General features: G+C 45.5%; 26 protein-coding genes and 1 riboswitch. Of the genes, 4 read left to right on the top strand and 22 right to left on the bottom strand.

The annotated features are described in order from the left end of the window. Positions 1-66: 66 nt before the first annotated feature. From AXI57_RS15825 to AXI57_RS15785, 9 genes are all read right to left on the bottom strand, one after another. Entirely contained in the window at positions 67-384 is a 318-nt protein-coding gene (locus tag AXI57_RS15825) for a DMT family transporter (RefSeq protein WP_003327389.1), read from the bottom strand. Further along, entirely contained in the window at positions 384-722 is a 339-nt protein-coding gene (locus AXI57_RS15820) for a DMT family transporter (protein WP_061670618.1), read from the bottom strand. Before AXI57_RS15820 ends, AXI57_RS15825 begins: the two co-directional genes overlap by 1 nt. Before the next feature lie 82 nt (positions 723-804). Continuing rightward, positions 805-920: riboswitch (guanidine-I (ykkC/yxkD leader) on the bottom strand. 34 nt (positions 921-954) lie between these two features. Continuing rightward, positions 955-1470: a GNAT family N-acetyltransferase gene (locus AXI57_RS15815; RefSeq protein ID WP_061670616.1), complete on the bottom strand. Its 516-nt coding sequence runs from the start codon at positions 1468-1470 to the stop codon at positions 955-957. Continuing rightward, positions 1460-1984 (bottom strand): DinB family protein, encoded by a 525-nt coding sequence (locus AXI57_RS15810; protein WP_003327392.1) that lies wholly within the window; start codon positions 1982-1984, stop codon positions 1460-1462. Before AXI57_RS15810 ends, AXI57_RS15815 begins: the two co-directional genes overlap by 11 nt. 78 nt (positions 1985-2062) lie before the next feature. Then, on the bottom strand, positions 2063-2434 hold the full coding sequence (locus tag AXI57_RS15805; RefSeq protein WP_061670615.1) for a thiol-disulfide oxidoreductase DCC family protein: 372 nt from the start codon (positions 2432-2434) through the stop codon (positions 2063-2065). A gap of 56 nt (positions 2435-2490) precedes the next feature. Continuing rightward, a complete protein-coding gene (locus AXI57_RS15800) occupies positions 2491-3234 on the bottom strand; it encodes a DUF1129 family protein (protein WP_061670614.1) in 744 nt (247 codons plus the stop codon). Next, entirely contained in the window at positions 3234-3560 is a 327-nt protein-coding gene (locus AXI57_RS15795; RefSeq protein ID WP_003327395.1) for a PadR family transcriptional regulator, read from the bottom strand. Before AXI57_RS15795 ends, AXI57_RS15800 begins: the two co-directional genes overlap by 1 nt. 103 nt (positions 3561-3663) lie before the next feature. Then, a complete protein-coding gene (locus tag AXI57_RS15790) occupies positions 3664-4398 on the bottom strand; it encodes a DUF421 domain-containing protein (protein ID WP_003327396.1) in 735 nt (244 codons plus the stop codon). Positions 4399-4494: 96 nt separating this feature from the next. Continuing rightward, positions 4495-5013 (bottom strand): acyl-CoA thioesterase, encoded by a 519-nt coding sequence (locus tag AXI57_RS15785; protein WP_003327397.1) that lies wholly within the window; start codon positions 5011-5013, stop codon positions 4495-4497. A 193-nt stretch (positions 5014-5206) separates the two neighbouring features. Between AXI57_RS15785 and AXI57_RS15780 the strand changes: the two genes are divergently transcribed. Both AXI57_RS15780 and AXI57_RS15775 read left to right on the top strand, forming a co-directional pair. Further along, positions 5207-6067: a dimethylarginine dimethylaminohydrolase family protein gene (locus AXI57_RS15780; RefSeq protein ID WP_061670613.1), complete on the top strand. Its 861-nt coding sequence runs from the start codon at positions 5207-5209 to the stop codon at positions 6065-6067. A 90-nt stretch (positions 6068-6157) separates the two neighbouring features. Then, a complete protein-coding gene (locus AXI57_RS15775; protein WP_061670612.1) occupies positions 6158-7207 on the top strand; it encodes a lactonase family protein in 1050 nt (349 codons plus the stop codon). Positions 7208-7278: 71 nt separating this feature from the next. On the opposite strand, the gene AXI57_RS15770 is transcribed toward AXI57_RS15775, so the two are convergent. The 10 genes from AXI57_RS15770 to proG all read right to left on the bottom strand — a co-directional run bounded on the left by AXI57_RS15770 (position 7279) and on the right by proG (position 17686). Further along, complete coding sequence (locus AXI57_RS15770; RefSeq protein ID WP_061670611.1) at positions 7279-8283, bottom strand: ABC transporter ATP-binding protein; 1005 nt, start codon at positions 8281-8283, stop codon at positions 7279-7281. A gap of 13 nt (positions 8284-8296) precedes the next feature. Then, positions 8297-9187, bottom strand: a complete 891-nt coding sequence (locus tag AXI57_RS15765) for a C40 family peptidase (RefSeq protein ID WP_061670610.1) — start codon at positions 9185-9187, stop codon at positions 8297-8299. Continuing rightward, a complete protein-coding gene (gene ykfB / locus AXI57_RS15760; RefSeq protein WP_061670609.1) occupies positions 9184-10284 on the bottom strand; it encodes an L-Ala-D/L-Glu epimerase in 1101 nt (366 codons plus the stop codon). The genes AXI57_RS15765 and ykfB overlap by 4 nt, the downstream gene beginning before the upstream one ends. After that, positions 10281-11222: a S66 peptidase family protein gene (locus AXI57_RS15755; protein WP_003327404.1), complete on the bottom strand. Its 942-nt coding sequence runs from the start codon at positions 11220-11222 to the stop codon at positions 10281-10283. The genes ykfB and AXI57_RS15755 overlap by 4 nt, the downstream gene beginning before the upstream one ends. Before the next feature lie 108 nt (positions 11223-11330). Further along, complete coding sequence (locus tag AXI57_RS15750; protein ID WP_061670608.1) at positions 11331-12956, bottom strand: peptide ABC transporter substrate-binding protein; 1626 nt, start codon at positions 12954-12956, stop codon at positions 11331-11333. An 11-nt stretch (positions 12957-12967) separates the two neighbouring features. After that, positions 12968-13981 (bottom strand): ABC transporter ATP-binding protein, encoded by a 1014-nt coding sequence (locus tag AXI57_RS15745; protein ID WP_003327407.1) that lies wholly within the window; start codon positions 13979-13981, stop codon positions 12968-12970. A 4-nt stretch (positions 13982-13985) separates the two neighbouring features. Next, positions 13986-14948 carry an ABC transporter permease gene (locus AXI57_RS15740; RefSeq protein ID WP_003327408.1) on the bottom strand — a complete coding sequence of 321 codons (963 nt, stop codon included), beginning with the start codon at positions 14946-14948 and terminating at the stop codon, positions 13986-13988. A gap of 5 nt (positions 14949-14953) precedes the next feature. Continuing rightward, positions 14954-15880 carry an ABC transporter permease gene (locus AXI57_RS15735; protein ID WP_003327410.1) on the bottom strand — a complete coding sequence of 309 codons (927 nt, stop codon included), beginning with the start codon at positions 15878-15880 and terminating at the stop codon, positions 14954-14956. Positions 15881-15894: 14 nt separating this feature from the next. Beyond that, positions 15895-16719, bottom strand: coding sequence for a M55 family metallopeptidase (locus AXI57_RS15730; protein ID WP_061670607.1), 825 nt, complete (start codon positions 16717-16719; stop codon positions 15895-15897). Positions 16720-16867: 148 nt separating this feature from the next. Continuing rightward, a complete protein-coding gene (gene proG, locus AXI57_RS15725) occupies positions 16868-17686 on the bottom strand; it encodes a pyrroline-5-carboxylate reductase ProG (RefSeq protein ID WP_061670606.1) in 819 nt (272 codons plus the stop codon). A 192-nt stretch (positions 17687-17878) separates the two neighbouring features. On the opposite strand from proG, the gene htrA reads away from it, so the two are divergent. Together htrA and AXI57_RS15715 are read left to right on the top strand one after the other, a co-directional pair. Continuing rightward, positions 17879-19240, top strand: coding sequence for a serine protease HtrA (gene htrA, locus AXI57_RS15720; protein WP_061670605.1), 1362 nt, complete (start codon positions 17879-17881; stop codon positions 19238-19240). 411 nt (positions 19241-19651) lie between these two features. Then, positions 19652-20170, top strand: coding sequence for a hypothetical protein (locus AXI57_RS15715; RefSeq protein WP_061670604.1), 519 nt, complete (start codon positions 19652-19654; stop codon positions 20168-20170). A 597-nt stretch (positions 20171-20767) separates the two neighbouring features. Here the strand turns inward: AXI57_RS15715 and AXI57_RS15710 are convergent. The 3 genes from AXI57_RS15710 to AXI57_RS15700 all read right to left on the bottom strand — a co-directional run bounded on the left by AXI57_RS15710 (position 20768) and on the right by AXI57_RS15700 (position 25115). Continuing rightward, the gene (locus AXI57_RS15710; RefSeq protein ID WP_061670603.1) at positions 20768-21739 is read right to left on the bottom strand and encodes a glycosyltransferase family 2 protein; all 972 of its coding nucleotides are present in this window, start codon (positions 21737-21739) and stop codon (positions 20768-20770) included. Positions 21740-21751: 12 nt separating this feature from the next. Further along, a complete protein-coding gene (locus AXI57_RS15705; protein WP_061670602.1) occupies positions 21752-23884 on the bottom strand; it encodes a glycosyltransferase family 39 protein in 2133 nt (710 codons plus the stop codon). 280 nt (positions 23885-24164) lie between these two features. Continuing rightward, a complete protein-coding gene (locus tag AXI57_RS15700; protein ID WP_061670601.1) occupies positions 24165-25115 on the bottom strand; it encodes a ring-cleaving dioxygenase in 951 nt (316 codons plus the stop codon). Positions 25116-25397 lie beyond the last annotated feature (282 nt).

Raw genomic sequence — 25397 nt, 5'->3', positions numbered from 1 at the left:
ATCCCTCTTATCTTTCTAATTCGTAAACTAATTATCCATTATACTGAAGATCTGATATAAATCAATTTACGACAGAATTTTCAATCCGACGGCCGAGGATAAAATGAGCGCAATAAAGAAAATCCGTTTCGCGTCTTTCGGCTCTCCGTAGAACAGGATGCCGACTAATGCGCCGCCCGCCGCGCCAATGCCTGTCCAGACGGCGTAGGCAGTGCCCATCGGAATAGTTTCCATCGCGTAAGACAGCAATGAAAATGATGCGGCAAAGCCGACAATGATGCACAGCAGCCATTTCAGGCTTTTATCTTTTTGAAATTGATTCATAAGTGTAACGCCGAGCATTTCTAAAAGGCCCGCGAATAATAAACTGATCCATGCCGCCATTACGCTTTGCTCCCTTCTTTATCAGGCTGATCCTGTGTAACCAGTTTCAAACCGATCACTCCGATAAGCAAGACCCCTATTAAGGCCAGTTTTGCAAATTTAACCTCTCCATGAAACAAAATGATTTCACAAAGCACTGTCCCAGCTGTCCCAAGGCCCGTAAACACGGCATATACCGTACCTACCGGCAGGCTGTTTGTCGCCTTCATTAATAAGTAAAAGCTCACTATAATACCGATAGCCGTCCCGGTCCAAGTCAAAGCAGAATCCGCGTGCTTTAAGCCGATCACCCAAATGACCTCAAAGAATGCGGCCAAAATGACTAAACCCCATTTCATTATCATCAATCCTTTCTTTATGTCCTATATGGTTCCCTGAGAAAACAGAAAAAACCCGGGCGGTAATCTCTTATGAGATTGACTCTCCCGGGCTTTTCTCCCTCCGTGTGCATATGCATCCGCAAATCTGATACATATGTGTTTTCTCTCGGACCAGACTATGTCAGATTGACATACGGAACCCTAGAAAACTTCGTCTGTTTAGTATCATACTACACCTTAACCCCCTTCTTCAATCAGAAGATTTTCTTTCATAAACACAAAGGGGTTTTCCTTGCTTCTCAATAGTGCGGTTATATGCCATCCCGATTCTTTCTGCCACACGGATCGAAGGGGTGTTTTCAGGATCGATAAGCGCGATCATTTTTCCGTATTGACATGCATTGAAGCCATAGTCAATACAGCCTCGTGCTGCTTCTGTCGCATAGCCGTTCCCCCAGTGCCGCCGGGCAAACATGTATCCAATTTCCATATATATTTCATTGCCTATCTTCTGAGGAACAATGCCGCATTGGCCTAAAAATTCACCCGTCCGTTTGTCTTCCGCTATCCACAGGCTGACACGATAACCTTTTTCATTCCGTTTGTTCCAGTCAATCCACTCCTGAGTTTCCCGTTCGTTTTTGACGCCCGGGTAATACTTCATCACCTCTTTATCGGTAAATAACCTCAGCAAATGTTCTTTGTCACGGTCTTCCATGCTGCGTAAACGGATTCGGTCCGTCATCAGTCTCGTTTCAGAGGGCATTTTCCGTTATGTCCTTTCTCCATTCTGCTTTTAAAGCTTCAATATGGGCTTGATGATAGCGATTGTGATCCGCCATATGCCAAATGCCCCAGCGGATGGTTGCTGTGTCTTTATCATAAGAAAGCTCCCGGTTTACATCAGTTTCCTTTAAAGTGACGCATACGTTCCTGAGCTCGGTTAATACGTGCTGGAGGCGGTTCAGATAATAATGAAGGGGCTGGCCTTTTACTTCAGGCAAACATCCATTTTCATTGATCATTGGCCCGTACAGTTTTATAATGTGCTCCGGAATCCGATTTTCCTTTATACGCCACACCCATCTGATGTCGACATTTGCGATATGGTGCAGGAGCTGGGCAGTGCTGTTTTTTGTTTTGCTTCGGCCTTTGTAATCAAGCTGTTCCAGGGTCATATGGTTAACAATGGAGAATAGACGGGTCATATTTTCTTCCGCTGCAGAATACAACAGGCTTACTGTCGGCGCCATATCGTCACGGATGGCCAAGTCTTTCATAGCTTTCACTCCTTTTTCTCCATAACATTTATACAAAGCGCCGGAAAATCCTTTTTGTTTCTGAAAAAACACCCCGTTCTATACAGAAGGGGTGTAAGGCAGTCTGCCAAACCATTGATATCTGTGTCTGGAGATAAACTGATACAGCGGTTTGCCGAGTTTATCAGCGAAAGGCAAATAGAGAAGCCAGCCGAGGGGCGCGGTCAGCGGCAAAACAGACAAAATTTTTCTCACGGTGTAAAACCCTTTCAGCATGACGTTGTTCGCTGTCAGCATATGTATTTCATCATACACATCTTTGTATTTCAGCGCTTTTTCATAGGTTGACTGGTCGATCTCCTGAACGGGAAACCACCGTAAACGCTGCGCCCAGTCCAGCTTTTTCAAAACAGCTTTCAAACTGCGGCAGAGCGGACATTGTGCATCATAAAAGACAAGATTCTGTTCCATCGCAATATTCCTCCTTTTCCCTTCTTATTCCACGAAAAGAGAGACGATGAAACGTATTAACTTCTTGAGGCAGCATTTGTCCGTTTATTCTCTATCAGTAATAGTATGATAAGCAGCACGAATGGCAGGAAACTTTGTATAATCTGAGCTTCGTTAGAAGTCCATTTTAAGCCGTCAAACAGAACATGCGTAATAATGACAAATATCGGGAGAACCGCCGGCAGTTTTGCCCCGGCCCGAAAGCAAAGCCCGATGATAACGAGAGCCGCGGCAGCCGTGACGATCCAGCGGCCGGTTTGTCCAACTGATACTGCGGGTGTGCCGTAAACCTTATCGAGTAACATCATGAGAGCGGGCAATGCGACCGAAGTCATTCCGAAAGCATACAGCCAAAGAAAAGAGCTTTTCTTTTTACCGACAGTCAGCCGTAAAACCAAGATTAATAAAATCATATTGACCAAGACGCACAGCGGATAGCCCGCCAGCTTATATAGAGAATAATCTAATTGATCGGAAAGAGCGTCGTTTAATACAAAATAGGAAAGAATACCGACAAACATTGAAAAGGCCAAGCTCAGACTCTCTTTAAGGTGATTTGGAAGTTCTTTAGAAAGCGTTTGAGCGTATTGTTTCGGAGAATGCCCGAACAGTTTGGCCGCGGTTTTGCCTTCCTTTTCTCCTTTTATTGCATGGACTGTCATTTCATCCAGGATTTCTTGTACTTCTTTTTCGCTTTTTCCTGTCGTCATCAAGTACACTCGTACATCGTTCAAGTATTGTGTCGTTTCTTTGGACAGCATCACTTCTCATCCTTTCTTATCAGGGCGTGTACGCTGGCGGACAGCTGATTCCAGCGTTCTGTGAACTCTACTAATTCAGCTTGCCCCTTCTCAGTCAGTGTGTAGTATTTGCGTTTCGGTCCGTTTGCAGATGCTTTCAATTCCGTTTGGACCCATTTCTCCTTTTGCATCCGGAGCAATATAGGGTAAATGCTTCCTTCGCTAATGTTGTCAAAACCATAATGTGCAAGCACTTTGGTCATTTCGTATCCGTAAATCTCTCCTTCCGATATGACAGCCAGCAGGCAGCCTTCCAGTATTCCTTTCAGCATTTGTGTTGAACTCATGGCCATGCTCCTTTTCCGGTATCTTGTATTACAAGATACACTAATCTTATCACCCACTACTTTGTAATACAAGATAGCAAATCAAAAAAAAGCCTTAGACGGCTTAATTTTTATTTCCCGGTTTGTACAAATAGGGATCGTGGGTGTTCGCATCCTGAGACATATTCAAATCCAGTGAGAGATCGCCGTTTGAATTCATTGCCCCGAGAGTGACCAAAGACAGCTCTTTGGCTGAGTATCCCTTTTCTTCAAGCTTTTCAAATAACCAGCTGCGGTTTTTCTTAAGATATTTTAAATTATGATCGAGAATTTCTCCGTCCAGTATGAGAGGAATCGGGATAAAATTCCGTTCCGCGTCTATTTTTAAGTCACGCACCTGAACCGGCCTTGCTTCCTCTTTCGGGATGACACTGACTACGCCTGTTTCTTCAATAATGGCAAGGTCAATATCCGCGGGATCGGCGAAGCCTTTTTCCCTCAGCTTTCCGAGCAATTCATTAATCGTCAGCTTTTCTTTTCGCAATCCCCTTTCGTCAATATCCCCGTTTCTGATCAAAACGGTCGGACTTACCACAAGCATCCATCTCCATTTATTGTTGAGAGACAGCTTGTTCATCAGGATATACAAAATTAAAAAGCAGATCGCGTAATAAACCGACATCGGAAGCTTGGATGTCAGTATCGGTTCACTGATAATCGTTCCGACCGCAAACGTTAACAAGAGATCAAAATTGGTCATTTGAGAAACGGCTTTTTTCCCTGCAATCCGAAAAAGAGTGTAAGCAATTGAGAATACAATGACGGGCTTCAGCAAAAAGACCCATACGTACCCTACCACTGATGCATGCCCCCCATCCGTTTTTTATAGTTGCTGTATTATTTCCCGGATAGGTTAACAATATGCAAAAAAGCCGCTATCACAAGCGGCTTTGTATTACCAAGGCTTATCCGTACCGAGGGCATTCGCCAAAGCCTGGCTGTGTTTTAAACGGCTTTTCCGTTCGGCTGCCCGTTGAACGGCTGTATTGTGAAGCATAATCTCCTCTTCTGTTTCCGGCACAATTCTCGGCACGGGCACAGGCTTGCCGTTTGGATCAAGAGCGACAAATGTTAAAAATGAAGTTGCGGCCAAAGCCCGCTCACCTGTCATTAAATGCTCCTTAATCACTTTGACAAACACCTCCATCGAAGACGTGCCTACCCATGTGACATATGATTCCAGACAGACCGATTCCTGCTGTCCGATCGGCTTTAAAAAATCTACCGAGTCCATTGAAGCCGTTACCGTTTCACATCTGCAATGGCGCGCGGCCGAAATGGAAGCAATGTCATCAATATAACTCATCAGTTTTCCGCCGAACAGTGTGTTGTGATTATTCGTATCAAGCGGGAACACCCTGCTTGTTTTGACCACTTTTGTCTCTTTACAATATTTTGATTCAGGCGTCTTCATACCCCATACTCTCCTTTGATGTCTGATCACTAAGATTGAATACCAGTCATATTCTCCTATTAAACAACATTCTCTGTATTTTGTCTAAAATTTAAGATGTTTTGCGTGTGAGGTATTCTCTCTGAAACGTTTATTCTTCCGTAAGGTGAGGGAATAATATACGTATTCATAAACGGTCAGGAGGAGATTACACATGGAGCAATCCATCCCAAAACTCGAGCCGAAAGCGGCGTGCAGAAACGAGTACGATGTCTTACAAAAGGTGGTTCTCTGCAGTCCGGAACACATGACAATCAAAGATATTATTAATGAAACACAAAAACATTTCGAACATGACAATATCAATGTAAGTATTGCCAAAAAACAGCACAACCATTTGATTGAAGCGTTAGAATCCCAAAATATAGAGGTCATTCTTTTGCCCGTTTCATCTCAGTTTCCCGAGCAAGTGTTTACACGCGATATCGGCTTTACGATAGGTGAGACGGTATTTATCTCCCAGATGGCAGCCCCTGTCCGCCAGGGTGAGGAAAACGTATTGACAGAGCTCTTACATAAACACAATGTTCCCTTTACTCCTATCAAGAATGCAAATATTGAAGGCGGAGACGTCATTGCGGCAGGAGACACCGTTTACGTCGGCATTAGTGAACGGACGGAAGACGCCGCTGTCGATCAATTACAGCAGGCGCTTCCTGAGCTTACAATTGCCTCCGTGCCGATGAAAAAAGAGTTTTTGCATTTAGATTGTGTTTTTAATATTATTTCTGAAAAAGAAGCGCTTGTTTATCCACCTGCCCTAAGGCAAAAAGAACTTGATCTATTGTCAGCACGTTTTGACTTGATTGAGGTACCTGATGACGAGCAATTCACTCTCGGCACGAATGTGCTTTCTTTAGGAAATAACACCATCCTCAGTCTGCCGCAAAATCATCATGTCAATCAAGAACTTGCTGCACGAGGATTCCATGTCATCAAAGTGGAGCTGTCTGAAATTATTAAATCTGGGGGATCATTCAGATGCTGCACAATGCCGCTTCTGAGGACAGAATAAAGAATATTCCCCCATTTTCATCGTTTGAACAGAAAATTTACCCAAGATGCGTTACTATAGAGGAGACATGACTTTAAGGGGGAAAAACGGATGACAAAGTACATAGGTTATATAGGAACATATACGAAGGGCGGCAGTGAAGGAATTTATTCGTTAGAGCTTGATACTGAAAAGAAAACACTCAGCCAGCCTAAGACTGCCGCAAAGCTTGGCAACCCGACTTATGTCACGCCGAATAAAGATAACAGCGTTTTGTATTCCATCGTAAAAGCCGATGGACAGGGCGGTGTGGCTGCCTATCAAATTGATCCCGCAACAGGAGATTTAACCTTGCTGAACCAACAGTTGATAGACGGCCCATCCCCATGCCATGTAAGTGTGGATGATAAAAACCAATTTGTTTTAACTGCTAATTATCACAGCGGAAAGGTACACGCTTTCCCGGTTCTCGCTGACGGAAGCCTTGAACAAGCCGTAACTGAAGCCGCCCATAGCGGGACAGGCCCTCACGAAAGACAGGAAAAGCCGCATACACATTACGCCGGCTTTACACCCGAACATAATTATGTGGTAGCGGTTGATTTAGGGACTGATAAGCTTTACACATACCAGCTGAAAGACGGTGAGCTGAGAGAAGTCAGCACCCATTCCTTTGCACCGGGCGCAGGGCCTCGGCACATTGCCTTTCATCCGAAAGAAAAATACGCTTATATCATGACTGAACTCAGCAATGAAGTCATTGCACTTGAATATGCTCCGACACCTGGAGAGTTCAGAGAAATCCAAGTGGTATCCGCTCTGCCTGACGATTTCACAGATAACAGCCAAGGAAGCGCAATTCACGTATCGAAAGACGGCCGTTTTGTTTATGCGGCCAATCGCGGTCACGACAGCATTGCCGTTTTTAAAGTAAATCAATATTCCGGCGAGCTGGCTTTTGTGGAAAGAACGTCAACAGAAGGCAGCTGGCCGCGTGATTTTGCTTTTGACCCTTCTGAAAAGTTCTTAGTGGCGTCAAATGAAGAAACCGGTAACCTCGTGTTGTTTGAGAGAGATGAAGAAACGGGCAGACTCACACTGATCCAGTCCGATATTTCGGTGCCATATCCAGTGTGCGTGAAATTTTTACATCAAGCTTAATAGGCGGGCAGACTCCTTTTCTTAGGAGCCTGCCTTTTTTGATGTACAGGGCGCATCGCCATCATCGGCGCTTAAACATCAATCTTACTATTTTCTTTGAATGGCCCGCGCTCTTTCCGGTATAAATGGCAGGCGACAAACCGGCCCGTTTCTACTTCTTCAAGCATCGGCCGGCTTTCCTTGCATTCCGGCATCGCCTCCGGACACCTTGTCCTGAACACACAGCCAGACGGCGGATTGACCGGGCTTGGCAATTCTCCTTTCAGAATAATGCGCTCACGCTTGTCCTCCAATTCAGGGTCCGGAATCGGAATGGAGGACAACAGCGCCTTTGTATAAGGATGCAAGGGCTCCCGATAGAGTGCTCCGCTTTCAGTAATTTCCATCATATGGCCTAAATACATAACCCCGATCCGGTCGCTGATATGCTTAACCATTGATAAATCATGGGCAATGAACAAAAACGTCAGCCCTTTTTCCTTTTGAATCCGTTTCAGAAGATTAACGACCTGTGCTTGTACCGACACATCGAGCGCTGAAATCGGCTCGTCTGCAACGATAAATTCCGGATGTAAGGAGAGCGCTCTGGCGATTCCGATTCTCTGCCTTTGCCCGCCGCTGAATTCATGCGGATAGCGGCTTCCAAAAGCAGGATGAAGCCCCACCGATTCGAGAAGCTCGTCCGCAATCTGAAGACGCGCTTTATGGGTATTGTAAAGCTGATGAATTTCCATCGGCTCCATAATAATTTCCCTGACAGTCAGACGCGGGTTGAGAGAAGCATAGGGGTCTTGAAAGATCATTTGCAGTTTGCAGTTCAAAGTAAAATGGTCCTTCTCGCTTACATCATGCAGGTCTTTTCCCCTGTACGTGATTTTTCCGGCTGTAGGATGATAAAGGCGCATTAACACTCTTCCCAAAGTGGATTTCCCGCAGCCGGATTCACCTACAAGCCCGAAGGTTTCCCCTTCGTATATGTGAAAAGTAACCCCGTCTACAGCTTTTACCGTTTTCTTTCTTCCTGCATCAAAATGCATTTTGAGCTGATTGACGTGCAGAAGCGGTGCTGTTTCCATTTGCCTTCCCCCCTCATTTGATGTAATAGCGGCGTGCTGTGCATAATTCTTTTTCATATACCGTGCCTTTCAGCGTAATGATTTCAATGCTTTTCCCTGTCTTTGGGGAATGGAGCATTCGGCCGCCGCCTATTGCCAAACCGACGTGGTGAATGGCTCCTTTTCCTTCCTCATAAGCGAAAAACAGCAGGTCGCCCGGCTCCATTTCATCAATCTCTATACGGCTGCCCGCTTTAGCCTGATCGCCAGCATCACGGGGAATGATATAGCCGTTCGCTTTAAAGAGACTGTACATAAACCCGGAGCAGTCGAATCCAAATCCGCTCATTCCGCCCCATAAATAAGGAAGCCCGATAAAAGCCTTACCCGTCTGGATGATATCAGCAGCCGTTCCTTGCCTTTCCCGCACCGGCTGAGCATCTGTTTTCTTCAGCAGCCGATCGCCAAATGGTGTTTCTACCTTGTAAAACCCGTCCGATTCACTGTGCAGCGGCAGGCTTGTTAAAAAGCTCACTTCCATCTCTTTTTCTCTGTCATTCTTGTATAAAAAAGCAGCAGGCTTAGTTACATACACATCGCCCTGCTTGTCGGTCTCATCCATTTTGCTCAGCTGGCACTTTCTCATCCACCCTGGATAACCGCGCTCGTTTTTGCCTGACGGCTGTCCTGGAACAACAACGGATGCCCATTCTTCTTCTTCTGAAACTACCGTTACTTCTCCGCCGAAGAGAACCTGTGATTGGATGATGTTCTCTGTACACAGGCAAAGACGCTGATCATAGGTCATTTCTTCCAGCCATTCTCTGACACGCACGGTTTTCCCAAGCATCGGCTGATCCGCTTTCCGAGGTGATGCAGGTGCCGTCCATATGTTGGCTACTGCCGATCGGACCGTATAGTTCATCGTTCTGCCCCTTCCTTTTGCAGCATCACTCCTGAAATGCCAAGCCCCGGTTCATCCGGAATCGTAATCGCGCTGCCGCTGTAGATGATGCCGCCCTGTATCAAATCTTGCTTCAGCATAAGCGGCGCATCAAAATCAAAGCGCGTCACGTTTTTTTTGCCGGCGGCGAAATGAGCCGCCGCTGTGATGCCGAGCTTTGTTTCAATCATGCTGCCGACCATACACTCTACGCCGCACGCTTCCGCCAGCGCATTTATTTTCACGGCCCCGGTGATGCCTCCTGCCTTCATCAGCTTGATGTTGATTAAATCCGCGCTGCGTGTTTTCAGTACCGCCAGCGCCTGACGCGGGGTAAAGACACTTTCGTCCGCCATAATCGGTGTTTCCGTCGCGTCAGTGACCTGCTTCAGTCCGGCAAGATCATCTTTATGGACGGGCTGCTCAACAAGCTCAATATCAAGCCCCGCGTCCTCCATTTTTCGAATGGCGGAAACCGCCTCTTTCGGCGTCCAGCCTTGATTAGCATCAAGACGAAGCTTGACGTTTGAACCGACGCGTTTTCTGATTTCATGGATACGGGCGATATCGGTCTGCACTTTGTCTTTTCCAACCTTTACTTTTAACGTCTGAAAGCCTTGTTTGAGACAGCTTACGGCATCCTCGCCCATTTCCCGGGGCGAGTTGACGCTGACGGTATAATCCGTTTCCAGCGTCCGGCGAAAACCGCCAAGCATCTGGTAAAGCGGGAGTCCGCACATTTGGGCCCAGCCGTCGTAAACGGCCATCTCAACCGCCGCTTTTGCGCTATAATTACGTTCAAGCAGTCGGTCGATGTCGTGAAAAATCGCTTCACAGCTGTGCAGGCTTCTCCCGAGTAAAGAAGGCTTCAAGACGTGATGAATGACGCTTTCAATACTGTCTATACTGTCTCCGGTAATCACAATTGTGGGCGGCGCTTCTCCCCATCCGCTCAAGCCGTTGTCATACACGATTTTTACAATGACAGATTCAGCCGTATACACCGTTCTCAGCGCTGTTTTGAAAGGCTTTTTTAACGGTACGGCGATTCGTTCTGTTTCAATTCCCGCAATCTTCATATCAATCTCGCCCCTTTAGAAATTCCCGCTTCAATCGTAAGGGTTTTTGCCGCTGTGTCCATCACTGCATGGGCTCCGACCGGAACGGCGATGCTCGGGGAACAGTGGCCGATTTTAAATCCCATTAAGGCAGGCTTTCCGGCTTTTGTGATGTAGTCCTCTATCACCTGTTCAAGTGTTAACGATTTCTCCCGTTTGACGGGCACACAATTGTGAAAATCACAAACGAGTATCCCGGCGGCATCTTCAAACTTGCCGGCCATTTTTAAATGGTTAAGCATCCTGTCGATTTGATAAGGCTCTTCGTCCACGTCTTCTATAAACAGCAGTTTGCCTTTCGTATCAATTTCAAACGGTGTACCGAGTGTGGCAGTGAGTAACGATAAATTTCCGCCGGCCAGCCGGCCTTCGGCTTTACCCAGCGTCAGCACCTTGAGCGGAGAGATGTCTTCTGTATAGGTACATTCAGTTTCTTCAAATAATTGATGGTAGGAAGCTTTGGTCAATGGATCAACATCTTCGCGTCCGATGTCAGAACTCAGCATCGGGCCGTGAAACGTGATTAACCCTGTGTTTTGATTTATAGCGGTATGAAGATACGTAATATCACTATATCCCCAAAAAATCTTCGGGTTGCTGCGGATGATGTCGTAATCAATGTCCTGAGCGATCCGTCCTGTTCCGAAACCGCCGCAGGCGCATAATACCGCCTTTACATTTTGGTCCTTAAACATCTCATGCAGGTCAGACAAACGCTCCTCATCCCGTCCCGCCAAATAGCCGTGCTGGTTTTTCAAAGCTTCGCCAATCTTGACCTGAAGCCCCAGCTCTTCTAAAAATAAGAGCGCGGTTTTCAGCTTTTCCGGGTCCGGCGGACTAGCGGGGGCTATCACCCCGACTGTGTCGCCCTTCTTTAATGCCGGTGGCTTGTGATTCACTTCGTCACGCTCCCTTCATTTTGCTTTCCACCCTACGTATACGTTTTGGAAAGTGAAAAAATACCGCTCCTTCTTATAAAAGAGAGCAGCATTTTCCGCTTGATCATATCAGTTTTTTTCCGCCCATTTTAAGTCGATATAGCCAACGGGGTGGCGGACGATTCCTTTTACATTTTTTTGATAAAGATGAACCTGATTGTAGAAATAAATCGGTATAATCGGCGCCTCGCCTAATAACAGTTTTTCCGCCTGGTGCATGAGTGCAAATCGTTTTTCTTCATTTGCTTCCATTTTCGCCTGTTTGATCAGCTGATCGTATTGCTCATTGCCCCAGCCTGTGCGGTTCATTGAATTGTCCGTCTGGAAGGCTTCCAGAAAATTGATAGGATCGGCGTAATCCGCTAAAAATGAACTTTGCGAGAATTGAAATTTAAGAGCTTTTTGGTCCTCTAAAAACACATTCCATTCCATGTTGGCAAGCTTGATATCAATTCCCAACTCACTTTTCAGTTTTTGCTGGATGGCTTCAGCGATTTTTTTATGTTCAGGTTTTGTGCTGTAGGTCAAGGTAATGGCTGGCAGTTTATCATAGTTTTCTTCTTTCATGCCTTTTTCTAAAAGCTGCTTTGCCTGACTTTTATTGAAGGAGATGAGGTCTCCGCCTGCTTCACGAAAATCTTTGCCGTCAGGCTGGGCCAATCCCGGAGAAACAAAGGCGTGCGCCGGCTTTTCTTTATTTTTCGTAACATAATCAACGATTTCCTTTTGGTCAACCGCCATAGCAAAAGCTTTTCTAATGTTTTTATTTTGGAACGGCTCCATGTTTACATTAAAACGATAAAAGTATAAACCTGCTTGGTCTGTAATATGAACGTTATCTTGATCAAGCAGCTGTTCGCTTAATTCAGCAGGCACATAAGCGCTATCTAACTCATCAGACTGAAACATTTGATAGTCTGTGTTGCGATCATCAACCATCGCCCATTTGACTTTATCGAGCTTAACCGAATCCTTATCCCAGTACGTGTCGCTTTTTTCCATTGTCATGTTGTCATCATGCTTCCAACCCGTCAGCTTAAATGGGCCGTTGCCGACAAATGTGCTTGCTTGGGCAAACCATTTTGGGTCTTTGTTTGCCACTTTTTCATTAATCGGAAAGTATGCGGGGTTTGAAATAACGCTCAGAAAATATTTCTGCGGCGCGGCGAGAGTGACTTCAAGCTTCTTATCATCTTTAGCCGTCACTTTCACCTCGTCCTTTGCGCCTTTCCCGCTGTTAAACGCTTCGCCGCCTTCAATTAAGTAGCCGAGAAAAGCGGAAGATGCACCTGTTTTCGGATCAAGCATCCGTTTCCACGCATATTCAAAATCTCCGGCTGTCACCGGATCTCCGTTTGTCCATTTGGCATCTTTGCGAATGGTAAATGTATATGTTTTTTGATCCTTAGATACCGTCCATTTTTCCGCCATCGCCGGTTCAGGCTCATGGTCTTTGCCAAGACGGGTTAAGCCTTCCATGAGGTTATTTAACGGCTCCCACGACACTCGGTCAAAACCTTTAGGCGGATCAAAGGATGTCGGCTCTTTCTCATTATTTAAATGAAGCACTTTTTCACCGCCGGATTTGTTTGCTTTGTCGTCCCCTGTTTCTTTTCCGGCCTGTTCATTTGCCGTGCATCCTATCAGCGCAAACGAAAGCGTCAGCGCAAGTCCCATACTCCATAGCCTTTTCATCTTTTTCCCCCTTATTGTTTGTCTTTCGTACCGACAGAGACAGCCGCTTGTTCAGCCCGTTTATCCTGCAGCCAGCAATGAACCGAATGGCTTGTTGATCTGACCGTTTGATCAGGATACACTCTGTCGCACACCGTCATCCTGTGCGGACACCGGGCGGCAAACGGGCACCCTGCCGGCGGCGCGAATAAGTCCGGCGGCGTGCCGTCAATCGGAATCAGTTCCGCATCTTCCAGATCAAGCCGCGGGACGGAATTCAGCAGCCCTTTCGTATAAGGATGCTGAGGCTGATAAAAAATATCTTCTCTCGTTCCGATTTCCGCGATTTTACCTGCATACATCACAGCAACCCTGTCAGCGACTTGAGCCACGACACCCAAATCATGTGTAATGAGAATAATAGACACTTTGGTTTTTCTTTGAATCTCTTTAAATAATTCAAGAATCTGTGCCTGAATCGTTACGTCAAGCGCCGTCGTCGGTTCATCAGCAATTAAAATATCAGGCTCGCAGATCAGCGCCATCGCAATAACAATCCGCTGTCTCATGCCTCCGCTGAACTGATGGGGATATTGCTTCAGCCGCTCCTTGGGATCAGGAATGCCAACCAAGGACAGCATGGAAAGCACCGCCTCCTTAGCCGCTTTCTTCGACATCGTCTGGTGCTGCAAAAGCGCTTCGGTCAGCTGGTCTCCGACGGTTAACGTGGGATTTAAAGCCGTCATCGGGTCCTGAAAAATCATGGAGATATCCGCCCCCCTGATGCTTCTCATTTCCCGTTCCGGAATTTTGCAAAGGTCTTTATGTTTAAACTGTATGTGACCGGAAGTAATTTTTGCCGAATATTTAGGCAGCAATCCCATAATGCTTTGAGAGGTGACGCTTTTTCCGCAGCCTGATTCGCCGACAATGGCAAATGTCTCCCCTTCGAACAAATCAAAACTGACCCCCCTGACAGCTTGAACAGAGCCGCCGTATGTAGCAAAAGAGACGTGCAGATCGTGAACTGAAAGGACTTTTTGCATAACACTACCTCCTGAGCTTAGGGTCTAACGCATCCTGCAATCCGTCGCCAAGCACATTAAACGCGTACATCGTTAATGAGATAAAAAAGGCCGGAAAAAATAAGCGCCACCAATGCCCTGACAAAATGGTCGGCAAGCCGTCATTCGCCATCACACCCCAGCTCGCAAACGGCGCTTGTATACCGAGCCCGAGGAAACTCAAGAAGGCTTCCGCAAAGATGGCAGTCGGCACCGTTAATGTCATCTGCACGATAATCGCACCCATTGTATTGGGCAGCAAATTTTTGCGTATAATCCGTAAGGTGCCCGCCCCAAAGGTTTTTGAAGCCAGTACATATTCATAGTGCTTCAATTGAAGCACCTGGCCTCTGACAATGCGCGCCATGCCGACCCATCCCGTGACGGTCAGCGCCACAATAATGGTTCCTAGACCAGGGCCCATCAGCACCATTAACAAAATAACGACAAGCAAATATGGCAGACCGTACAGCACTTCGATGATTCTCATCATCACACTGTCCGTCTTACCGCCTTTGTAACCGGCAATTCCCCCGTAGATAACGCCGATCACAAAATCAATGAGCGCGGCCATCACGCCGACAAATAAGGAAATTCTCGCACCGTACCATGTTCTTGTAAAAACATCCCTGCCAAGCTCATCCGTCCCAAACCAATGTGTGGCTGACGGAGGAAGATTTTGTTCAGAGAGGGCTTGGCGCGTTACGCTATGGGGCGATATAAGCGGCCCGATGGCAGCCATCAGTAATAGGAAGATCAGAATGCCGAGCCCGGCCATCGCTAATTTATTTTTCTTCAGTCTTCGCCACGCGTCCTGTGCGTATGACAGACTGGGCCGTTTTACTGATTCTGCTTCTTGATTATTTTCTGTGTTCGGGGTAAACCACTCGTCCGGCACATGAGTGTGCTTTTTTGATGACCGATCATCCGTTTGTACAGGGAGATTCATATGTTTCACCCTTTCTTATGCAGTTTAATGCGCGGATCTAAAAGACCGTAAGCCAAATCAACCAAAAACAGCATGACGATGAGAATCAAGCTGTAAAAAACCGTCGTTCCCATTATCACCGGATAGTCCCGCTGGTTAATGCTTTCCACAAAATATTTTCCCATTCCCGGAATGGCAAAGATTTTTTCAATGACAAAGCTTCCTGTCAAAATGCTTGCAACAAGTGTGCCCAATACGGTAATCACTGGCATAAGTGCATTTCTGAGTGCGTGTTTTACAATAATTTTGAGCGGAGACAAGCCCTTAGCTTTCGCCGTGCGGATGTAATCCTGAGTGAGGACTTCCACCATGCTTGATCTTGTCAGCCTGGCGATGATCGCCATAGGCCCGACAGCAAGTGCAACGGTTGGAAGAACCATATGCATCGGGCTCGTCCATGTAGCGGCGGGAAATAGTTTCAGGTTGACTGCGAGCTGCTGGATCAATACGGTCGCCATGATAAAATTCGGGATGGAAATACCGAGTACCGCGATACTCATCGCGGCATAATCTAAAAAGCCGTTATGGCGGAGCGCAGCCGTCACACCGAGCACAAGGCCGGAAATCACGGCAATCACGATTGCTGTCATGCCAAGCTCAAAAGAGACGGGAAATCCGCGTTCCAGCATATCATTTACGCTTTCTGACGGTTTTTTAATAGAAGGGCCGAAATCAAATGTAATAATGGATTTCACATAGATGGCGTATTGGATGAGAAGAGGATCGTTTAAATGGTAGTAGGTTTCAAGATTTTTTTGGACCGCTTCATTTGTGCCTCGTTCTTCGTTAAAAGGAGAACCCGGAATGACCTTCATCATGACAAAAGTCAGGGTGGTAATGACCAAAATCGTTGCAGCCATTGCCAAAAAACGCTTTATGATATATTGTGCCAAAGCCGAACACCCCTTTAACAGAATGATGTTTGAGCAGCAAGTTCTGTCATGACCAGCATGGCCTGATAAGCTTCAAGCATATCTTTCGCTTGGAATTGAACGATGGTGGTTCCTGGTTTAATCTCGGTGCCGGGCATCAAATTCGCCCATTCCGCCTGCCCGTAGTTAGCAAATTCGATGCTGAGTACAGGCCTGTCAGGCGGAGTCAGCGGCTTGACCTTGTCCTTATTCCGCAGCGCGTAAGCCGTTTTTTCCGTCAAAAGCCGGCCGGCCTTAGCAGGTGACAGACATTTGACCGCAGATCTTGAAATCGTTTCTTTAACAGCTGCCGTGGTAACATTCGGAATCAGCGCTTCCGCCTCTCTTGCCGCCTGATCGTCTCCGGCCACCATGATAACCGGGACATCAAAGAAGCCGGCAGTATACACGTTTAATCCCAGCTCGCCAACAGGCTGATCGTTTATGTAAAAATGACGCACGGCGAAAATCATACTATGCGACATGACGCCCGGGACGGACGCTCTTGCATGATATCCTACAAAGACAGCGCCTGAAAACGTCTCATCAAGCCCTTGAACCATAGAAAACGGCTTGACATCGCCTGAAATCAGATCAGCCTCCGGATGCAGTTTTTCAATCAGCAGATTGTTCATTTTCGAATGGCTGTCATTCACGAGCACTTCAGAACAGCCGCTGTTGAACGCTTCCGCAATTACATAGTTTGCTTCCTCGGTCATGATCGCCCTCCCCCGCTCATAGTTATGTTTACGGGAATTGACGAAGGTATCGTCCGGAAGACCTGAAATTCCTTCCATATCCACAGACATATATAACTTCATACGACCCCTCCTTTTTCTCTCAAATTTTTTACTAAATTATGAATTTTCTAACAAATTATATTAAAAAAAGACGTAAATTGCAATACGGCTGATAGATTTCAACCTTCTATTACTAGTAAAAAAAGAATCCCTCTATAAGGATTCTTTTTCACATTTGGCCTTTAACCGCTTCTGTCAGCTGTTTATATTTTTTCAGCGTTTTCTCAAATACCTCGTCGAACACCTCTGGCATGGCTGACTGGATGACTTCGGCGCCTTCTCCCGTAATGCCGCCTTTTGTGGCGACGCGGCCGAGGGTTTCCTGAAAAGACATGTTCTTTTCCGTCAACAGCTTCCCTGTTCCATAAAGCGAATGAATCAGAAAATCAAAAGCTTCCTCTTTTGTCAGCCCGCTGTTTCTTACCGCGGACTCTGCGAACTCCTCAAATATTGCCACAATCAGCCCCGGCGCAGAGCTTGTTAAATTGCTTGCCGCGTTCAGGTCAGTTTCCTTGATTTCCCTCACTGTGCTGAAAGCTGATAATAACTCATTCAGATCTCTTTTCTTTTGGGAAGACACCGTTTCGCCGTGGACAACGAGCGATACACCTGTCTCTGCTTCCGAGGTTAATGTCGGAATATATCGGCTGACCGCGTTTTTCGTTTCGGCTTGCAGCTCGGCTACCGGCACACCTGCCGCAATAGAAACAATGTGGGCGTCATGATTGATATGAGGCGTCAGACGGCGCATTGTTTCCTTTACATAAACAGGCGGCACACATATCAAAACCATCCAGCACTCCGCAGCCCAAGACTCAAGAGGACCAATTGTAACGTCCGGGTGGGCTGCTTCCAATTTTTGAAGACGCTCTCCTCTTGACCTTGTATCAATATAAAGTTCGTTTGCGCGGATGAATTGATGCTTCAATAACTGAACAGCAATCATATCCGCCATACTGCCGTATCCGATTAAACCGATTTTTGTCATTCGGATCAACCCCTTTCCCATTTCTTATACCTTAAGCAGTGTACCCTTTTCGGAGAATTTTTGCACTTTTTCACAATTTCACATATTCTTTTCATTTTTATCCCACAGTTTTCGTTTATGATAAACTCAAGAAATAAAACTGACTTGCTAACTATTAAAAATGAGATGAACTATAGAAACGGAGTGAGCATGATGGATAACTATCGTGACGAAAACAAAACAGAAGAAAAAGATCATGAGGTCATTTCAGTGAAGGAGAATCATCAGCAAGAGCCGCATTCGGCCCGGCATGTGATGAGTGATGAGACGAAGAGAAAACGCGGACTCGGCTGGTTCCGCCCGCTGCTCGGCGGGGTCATCGGCGGAAGTCTTGTACTTGGAATCTATACATTTACGCCGCTTGGAGACCATGATGCCTCAGAAACAACAAAGCAGATATCAACCCAACAGCAAACAGAATCTTTATCTGCAAAAAACACTGCCGCAAAGTCTAGCAAAAGCCAAAACAGTTCTTCGGCAAGCACGACTGCGGACTCTGATAAAATTTCAAATATGGTGGAAGATATCTCACCGGCAATTGTCGGCATTACGAATCTCCAAGCTCAGTCAAACAGCTCGAACTCCCTTTTCGGTTCAGATTCTTCTGGCTCAAGCAACGGCGAGGATACTGAAAGCGGCTCTGGTTCTGGTGTCATTTTCAAAAAAGACAATGGCAAAGCCTATATTATTACAAATAACCATGTGGTAGAAGGCGCTTCTTCTCTAAAAGTCTCATTATACGACGGTACGGAATTGACAGCCAAACTTGTCGGAAGTGATTCTCTAACCGACTTAGCGGTCCTTGAAATCAGTGATAAGCACGTCACAAAAGTGGCAAACTTCGGCGACTCATCTGATCTCAGAACAGGCGAATCCGTCATTGCCATCGGCGATCCGCTTGGAAAAGACCTCTCCCGCACGGTAACTCAGGGAATTGTGAGCGGTGTGGACAGAACCGTTTCCATGTCAACATCAGCCGGAGAAACAAACATTAACGTCATTCAGACAGACGCGGCAATCAACCCAGGCAACAGCGGCGGTCCGTTATTAAATACAGATGGCAAAATCGTCGGAATCAACAGCATGAAAATCAGTGAGGATGATGTAGAAGGCATCGGCTTTGCTATCCCGAGTAATGATGTCAAACCGATCGCGGAAGAATTGCTGTCGAAGGGAGAAATTGAACGACCGTACATCGGTGTCAGCATGCTTGATTTGGCACAAGTTCCGCAAACCTATCAAGAAGGCACCCTTGGCCTGTTCGGCAAACAGCTGAACAAAGGCGTTTACATCCGTGAAGTCGCTTCCGGTTCTCCGGCTGCTGATGCAGGACTAAAAGCGGAAGATATCATCATCAGTGTAAAAGGCAAAGAAACCGACACCGGCAGCGAACTCCGAAATATTCTGTATAAAGATGCAAAAGTAGGTGACACTGTCGAAGTGAAAATTCTCAGAAACGGAAAAGAAATGACGAAAAAAGTCAAGCTTGACCAAAAAGAAGAAACAACATCTTAATAAATGATTCCTCCCCAAGGCCGCTTATGCGGCCTTGTTTTTTTATGCAGACATATGTCCCTGCTTTTGTGAGTTTTTTATATAGCAGGACAATTGATCACAAAGAGGGATTTCAACTGTCATTATTCCGACGAAACATTTTCCAATATTTATCATTTGGTATTAGTAACGTTATCTGAGGAAGGTGATCTGCTAAGAAAAAGTGAGTGAATACTATTAGTGTCAATAGCGAAACTGGTTAATTTTTGTTTCTGATCAGGGAATAAGAAGCAGTTAGCAATCCATTAAAAAGACACAGAAAAAACAAAAAATCCCCATAGAAATAGTAGACTTAATTTAGTATAGATGGTTATAATATACTGGAAGGTTCTAACAACCTAACCTAATTTAAAGAAATCGGAGTGACCTATGATGAAAAAATTTGTTACATCCGCACTACTCCTTTCAAGTTTAGCAATTGGAGCGTCTACTGCAAATGCAAAAGAAGTTCAAAATCAAACATTCTATGCAAATAACACTCCCTCAAATATTTCTTTGAAAGCAATCACAGGATCAGTAACGACGCATGTAAAAAACGGAGTAACAAATCAATATCTAGCCAGCAGAACCGCATCTGCTAGTCAAAGAACCGCAACGGTTATATCGAACTTCACTCCGAATAACGCTATTAAACTATCTATTAAAGGATGGCAAGCCTCTGTTTCCGGAACTGATACAAAAGTTAAATATACACTGTATAACACAAACGGCCGTGCTGTAACCTCCACAACAATTACTGGAGATATTAAAAAATATGATACAGCAAATCTTTATTATAAAGTTCTTAGCGGATGGAATCCGGGAGTTCAATATTATATAGAGGCAGAAAACTTGGGCCCAGTAGGCGTTAATCTTGGTTTGGATGCTTATTGGGATGTTCCTAACAACTAATATACGTTTTAAACGAGCCTGGCTACTGTCAGGCTTGTGTACTTTTAAACCTAGAACATATTAAATTGCTCAAGTAAAATTTCCCCTATCTTCTGAGGCTCTGTTTTATACCAAGTGTTGTTGTTATTAAGAGGAGTAAGAGAAAGAATGACTGGAGAAAACTCCAATACAATCTCTTGTTTTCATTCAAACCTCTCAGAGTACTGTTAAGGAATAGTCTCAATAAAATTCTGACACTTATCTTTTCGGTCATTCTATTTTTCTTCGTCATGTGAAATAATTTGGGTTTGTCTGATGCACTTCTTTAATCGTTTATCCTTATATTTCCCCAAAGTTATTATCTAGTTTCAATCTCCTTACTAGAGGAGCGCACACCCCACCACTGCAGCTTCGTTTAATAAATTCATATACATGATGTTATAATTCACAAAATGATCCCAGAGAATGATTTTGTGATATTTTTAAAAGATGACTCATTAAATTCCTCCTTATAAATCTTGACGTGGTCACCCATACCACCTTTCTTCATTACGAGCTATAGGCGGCCGCAGACATCAAAAACCCCCGTCCGTTTAAAACGGACGGGGGCTATTTCACTTATTGCATTTTGTGATCCCGATAGAGCTTTCTGTTTTCTAAGCCATAGCTTTTCTGCACGATATAGAGAGGGCGGTCTTTCGCTTCGTCATAAATTCGCCCAATGTATTCACCGATCATTCCAAGCATCAATAAGACGATGCCGCTGAATAGGAGCTGAATGACGATGAGTGATGACCATCCTGTAATCGTGCTGTCTGTGAACAATTTCATATAAAGCACGATCAGCATATAGAGAAAACCTGCGCCTGACATGAGGATTCCGGCAAAACTGGCCAGCTTCAACGGCTTATGAGAAAATGTGGTGATACCGTCCATTGAGAGCTTAAGCATTTTTTCCAGCGGATATTTTGTTTCGCCTGCAAGCCTTTCATCACGCTCGTATTCAACCGCTGTCTGCTTGAATCCTACCCAGCTGACAAGCCCTCTGACGAAAGGATTTTTCTCCTTCAATTTTTTCATTTCGTCGCAAACCTTTCTGTCCAGGAGACGGAAATCTCCTGTGTCGATCGGTATATCAATATCTGTCATGCTCCGCAGCAGACGGTAAAACATGGCTGCTGTTTGTTTTTTGAAGAAAGTTTCGCCTTTTCGTTTTGTACGGACCGCGTACACGACATTATAGCCTTCCTTCCATTTTTCGATCATGTCCAATATCAGTTCCGGCGGGTCCTGCAAATCGGCATCAATGACGACGATAGCGTTTCCCTGCGCATAATCCATTCCGGCTGTAATCGCGATTTGATGGCCAAAATTTCTGGAAAAGTCGATAACTTTCACTCTCGGATCAATAAGGCTGTGTTCCCTTAAAATCTCAACGCTTCGATCGCGGCTCCCGTCATTGACAAAGAGAAGCTCATAGTTTTCTTTCGTTCTATCCATCACTTCTTTTAAGCGCTGATAGGTTTCTTGAATGACGAGTTCTTCGTTATACACAGGAACAACAATCGAATATTGAATATGTCTGCTCATTCTTTTCCCCTCCTATTCATCCGCACTTAGTTCATATAAAGTAGATGATTGATTCATTCCGCCAGGTCCGCCGCCCATTTTGCCCTGCTGGCCAGAGCTGCTGCTTTCGCTTGATGTGTCTGACGACCTGTTATTTGATGATTTTTGTTCAGACTGATCTGTCGTGGCGTTTTTATCCGTGCTTGATTGCCATTTATCAGCAGAAACTTCTTTACCTTTTTTCTGAACCCATTCAACAATTTCATTGTCTCCGCCCATACCCATTCCGGAAGACAAGAAGTATTTCACCTTACCTTCTTTCACCAGCTTTTTAAATTGAGTAAGCGTGATCGCCGGGTCTGAACCGCTGTATCCGCCAATCGCCATCACCGCTTTTTTCGTCTTAATGATATACGGCGCCGCTGCGTTCGCGTTGGTTGTCGCGAATAGGTAGGTAGAGCCGGAATTGTTTTCTTCTAAATACTTGATCAGTTTTTCGTCTACGCTTGCGTCTGCCGTTCCCTTACCGCTGCTTGAAGCGAGCTGAGGGCCGGTTTCAGGCAGTGCGCTGTTGCCTCCGTACAGAAGCGGCGTGCTCGCCCAGTAAATCGGCACAACAAGTAAAACAAGAAGACCGACAAGTGACATGTAGTACGTGATTGGTTTTTGGCGTTGTTTCATGACCAGAAGCGCGATTGCTGATACCGCTCCGATTACGCCTACGCCAATGCTCCATGCTAAACCGATTTGATCATTGTAGTTCCGAAGAATAAACAATTCAAATCCTGTTGTGGCAATAATTGCTGCCGGCAGAAGCCATGATTTCCAGCCTTTATGATTGCGATACAGATGGACAAGAGCAACCCATCCCGCTCCGACAAGTGCTGCAATCGGCGGTGCCATCATAATGAGATAATAATGATGGAAAAACTCTGCTACGCTGAAGAATCCGGCAATCGGCACAAGCCATGCAACCCAGAAAACCGTTTCCTTTTGCTGAACAGATAATCTTCTTCTTTCTTTTGCGCCTGCGATAAACAAACCTGCAATTCCAAAGAGTGCAAACGGCAATAGCCAGCTGATTTGGTCAGATAATTCAGTTTGGAAGAGTCGAAGCGGACCAGGAGTTCCTGTTCCAAACATTCCGGTGCCTGATTGCATTTTTGAACCGCTGCCAGAACCGCCTTTTCCGCCTGGTCCGCCTTGGCCGCCGCTCGGCATCTCTCCATTAGCCGGCGGACCGGATGTGCTGCTGCTCGATTTGTCATCACTTGATGATTGATTTGGCGGCGCTTGAACGCTTGATGAACTGTTATCAGAAGAAGACGTTTCTTTCGAAGCGTTATCGTTTGGTCCTCCCTGTCCGCCTGAACCAGAATTTTGGCCTGTCAGCCGTTGAATTCCGTTGTATCCAAAGGCAAGCTCTAATACAGAGTTGGTTTGGCTGCTTCCGATATAAGGACGATCACTCGAAGACACATTGTCAACAACAAGCGCCCACGAAACAGAAACAGCTAATAAAACTACCAGTGAACTTGCTAATGAAATGATTTTTTTCTTGATTGTGGCATTCGCGGCAATCATATAGAACAATAAGAAAGCCGGTAAAATCATATATGCCTGAAGCATTTTCGTGTTAAAGCCGACACCGACAATAAAGAACGCTGCTAATAACCAAATCAGCTTGCCTTTTCTGACGGCTTTAAAGAGAAGCCAGGTTGCGAGTAATAAGAAAAAGACAAGTAATGCATCAACATTGTTTGTCCGGGCTACGGCCACCGCAATCGGTGTACATGCCATAACGAATGCAGCGATTCGCGCTGCCACCTTTCCGAACGTCGGTTTAATCAGCAGATACATTAAGAGTACAGAGCCGACGCCCGCCAATGCTTGAGGCAGAATAACGCTCCAGCCGTGCATTCCAAATATAAGTGCGCTGATCGTTTGCAGCTGGAACGTAATCGGGGGTTTATCCACCGTTATAAAGCCTGCTGCATCGAATGAAGCATAAAAGAAATTATGAAAGCTTTGCATCATACTTGTTACTGCTGCGGTGTAATAAGGATTCACCGTATCGTCATTCCAAATGTTATACATATTTAAGAATGCAGATGCGAGCAGAATGAGAATTAAGAAAATATCTATCTCGCGCTTTTTCATCTTCACGTGTTTCTTCACTCCTTTTCGTCTAACTGTGAATAAGTGTAACAAGCAAATGTGAAAAAATTATTAATAAAAAAAGACAATTATTTTGCCATCCGCAATTAGTGAAAAAGATTCACCAGAAGCTTATCCTCTTTTCCGGTGAATGTTTGTACCTATGAAGGCATGTCCTCCGAAATGAATTCGTTTACATCAACTGCCTGGATTTCTGCGCACAAAAAAACGCCTTCCGATTCACAGAAAGGCGTTTCCTTCTTCTATCATCCTTAAATGGGCGTTCGCACTACTTAATGGGCTTCAGCCGCGCTTCAATGTCACTGCGGCGATGCTCAAGGTAAGGCGGAAGCGCAATGGTCTGGCCCAGCTCGTGAATATCTTCATCGACCATAAAGCCCGGGCCATCCGTTGATAATTCAAAAAGAATTCCGTTTGGCTCCCTGAAATACAGCGCCTTGAAATAATAGCGCTCGACAATTCCAGAGTTGCTAAAGCCTTCACGGCTGATGATGCGGTGCCAGACAGCAAGCTCCTCTTCATCTTTCACGCGAAATGCAACATGATGGACGCTTCCTTTTCCTGACCGTTCACGCGGAAGATCACTTCTTTCAATAAGATGCACCTCGGTCGCTGCGCCGCCTTCCCCGGATTCCAAAATAACAGCCGATCCTTGGCCGTCACGTGTTTCTTGTCCGATTTCAGTAAAACCGAGAATCTGTGTCAGCACATGTAAGGTTGGTTCCGCATATGGCACTGTCAGCTCAATCGGCCCAAGACCGCGGAAGGAATACTCAGCCGGAATGCCGCTTTGCTCGACCGGCGTGCCATAGTCCTTGCCCTTTTCGTCGGCAGTCAGCACAAGCCGCTGTCCTTCATGGTCTTGGAAAGCAAGTGTGTCCCGCCCTGCTATTTTTGTGATATCGCTATGCGCGACCTGATGCTCTTCAAAGCGCTTCTTCCAATAATGCAAGGCTTCTGTTCCCGGGACACGCAAGCCTATAGAAGAAATGCTGTTTGTGCCTGCATGGAAAGGCGCGATGCGCGGGATTTCAAAAAACGTCAGCTCCGTTCCCGGATTAGCGGCCTGATCTCCGTAAAATAAGTGATACATCGTCGGATCATCTTGATTGACAGATTTTTTGACCAGCTTCAGCCCTATGACCTTACTATAGAAATCTAAATTTTTCTGAGCGTCGGCCGTTAAGGCGGACACGTGATGGATACCGTTGACTTTCATATATTTTCCTCCAATTTCAGATAATATCTCGAATTCGAGATATAACTGTATAAATTATTTAGTAGTTTTCTACTTACAACGTATTTTATTCGAAAGTAAATGTCAACTAATCCGCTTAAAGCGTGTCCCCTGATATTCTCTTTTAAAAAAACAAATGTACACTTTAAACAAATAACCTGCCATATCAAATGCCCGTCCGCCGTATATGAGCAAATAAAAGGCGTACTATAATCGCTAAAATTAAATTTAATGTTCGTTTTTTAAAGTTAAAAGTTATGCGTT

The organism is Bacillus atrophaeus, from assembly GCF_001584335.1.
GTDB classification, from domain to species: Bacteria; Bacillota; Bacilli; order Bacillales; family Bacillaceae; genus Bacillus; species Bacillus atrophaeus.
The sequence above is the reverse complement of the archived record's forward strand: the minus strand, read 5'-3'. Positions and strand labels throughout refer to the sequence as shown.